The sequence below is a fragment of the Providencia sp. PROV032 genome (assembly GCF_028484875.1).
Classification (GTDB): Bacteria; Pseudomonadota; Gammaproteobacteria; order Enterobacterales; family Enterobacteriaceae; genus Providencia; species Providencia rettgeri_E.
The window spans coordinates 1-1784 of sequence record NZ_JAMPSX010000070.1; the positions used below are offsets into that span (position 1 = coordinate 1).

Consider the following 1784-nt stretch of genomic DNA (forward strand, 5'->3'; position numbering starts at 1 on the left):
TTAGCACCTCTGATAGTTGGTTCGAAATTTCGATGGTCACCGCTACCCTCATGATGTCTAACACCAGAATTAAGCCGCGCCGCGAAGCGGCGTCGGCTTGAATGACTTGTTAGCGCCCACCTGCGACGCCAACCTCTTGCCACTGATAGTACTGCTTAGTAGCAATGGCCAGCATATCCAGGTCCTCCGGCGTGTCTCCGTACGCGTAGATGGTCGGATATGTCGCCAGGTCGTAGCGCTCACGGACCAAGCGAGCCTTCTCCGTCAAGACGCACTGCCGCCCTTCATAGCGGCCCGTTAGGATTCCGTCCGACTGTTGCAAGGAAGAACAGATGAGCTCAACGCCGTGCGAGTCGCACCACGGCTCCAAGTAAGCCTCAAGTCCGCCGGAAACAACGACAACCTTGTGCCCCTGCGCTTTGTGCCATGCGATGCGCTGCATTGCCTCGCCGCGGAGGGTATTGGGCAGGTAGCTCTGAGCGAAGTCACGACCTTGGGCCTCCAGGACCGAGGCCGGGATGCCGCTGTAAGCGAAGCGAACGATGACGCGACGGATCAGGGTGCCAGACAAGATCCCAATCTTATACCCAAGCACGAGCGGCGCCAGAAGCAGTTGTCCCACAAGCAGTCGACGTCGGCTCACGGACCGCCGCACAAAATCCGGCATCGTCTCGCGAGTGGTAATTGTGCCATCGAAGTCAAAGAGTGCGAGAGACATGCGTTGTGGGCGCTAACGCCTTGCTCACCGGAAAATTGCGAGCGCAGCGAGTAATTTTTCCGGTGCAGCAACTTGTTGTACGGTGCAACCGATAGCTATGACGTTTGCCCCTTAATCGCCTGGATAATCCTCGGCCAGTCTTCATGATGCAACTCATGTCCCGTGCCTTCGAGTGTCAGCATTTTTGAACCACGAATCGCATCTTTCAGTGCCAACCCATGCACATAAGGAAGTACAGGATCCTCCGTGCCGTGAATGATCAAAGTTGGTACAGCTATCTCATTTAATCTCCCGAGCCATCTCTCGCCACCACCTAAAGTAGTGTGGTTGAATGTTGTCAGGATATTCGGAGTGCGATCAAAATTTAACTCAGCGATGTTTTGTATCTTCTCAGCGTCAAAAGCATGCGCAGTACCTGAGTTGATTCGCCACGCTCCGACCTGATACGCGACGACAGCATCTCTATCAGACCAATCCAGCGATTCCGCCCGTTGGTGATACTCAATGATGGCAGGATCAAAAGCGGGCATATCCGGATCTGCATCTGCAAGCCGTTCTGAAGCAATCAGCGTCAAGCTCTTCACACGTTTCGGATACTTGAGAGCTACAAGCTGGGAAAGAAATCCCCCCAAAGACATGCCGACTAAATGAGCAGCTTCCAGACCATAACCATCAATGACGCGAACCACATCATCTGCTAATTCTTCAACGGAATATGGAGCCTGACCTGGCTCATAGCTTGTTGATTTCCCGGTATCACGGTGGTCGTACCGGATCACATAGCGACCCATTTTGGCAAGTTGGGAACAAAACTCATCAGGCCACCACACCGCAGACGACATTGCCCCCATGATCAGAATAATGGGTTCATGGGCCGGGTCGCCGAATGATTCGGTATAGAGTGAAATCGCTTTATCAACAACTACCTTTTCTTTCATACTTAAATTGCCTTCGAGTTCTACGTACAACTTTGTTTTAGGGCGACTGCCCTGCTGCGTAACATCGTTGCTGCTCCATAACATCAAACATCGACCCACGGCGTAACGCGCTTGCTGCTTGGATGCTC

Annotated in this window: 2 protein-coding genes; both read right to left on the reverse strand. The window is 53.0% G+C overall.

What is annotated here, in order from left to right:
- Positions 1-109: 109 nt before the first annotated feature.
- On the reverse strand, positions 110-718 hold the full coding sequence (locus tag PSF42_RS20635) for an HAD family hydrolase (protein WP_000050382.1): 609 nt from the start codon (positions 716-718) through the stop codon (positions 110-112).
- A gap of 95 nt (positions 719-813) precedes the next feature.
- A complete protein-coding gene (gene estX / locus PSF42_RS20640) occupies positions 814-1656 on the reverse strand; it encodes an alpha/beta fold putative hydrolase EstX (RefSeq protein WP_001456218.1) in 843 nt (280 codons plus the stop codon).
- Positions 1657-1784: the final 128 nt, after the last annotated feature.

What these genes read in the sequence shown, in the direction of transcription:
- PSF42_RS20635 (WP_000050382.1), bottom strand. Translation starts at nt 718, where the DNA reads ATGTCTCTCGCACTCTTTGACTTCGATGGCACAATTACCACTCGCGAG.
- estX (WP_001456218.1), bottom strand. Translation starts at nt 1,656, where the DNA reads ATGAAAGAAAAGGTAGTTGTTGATAAAGCGATTTCACTCTATACCGAA.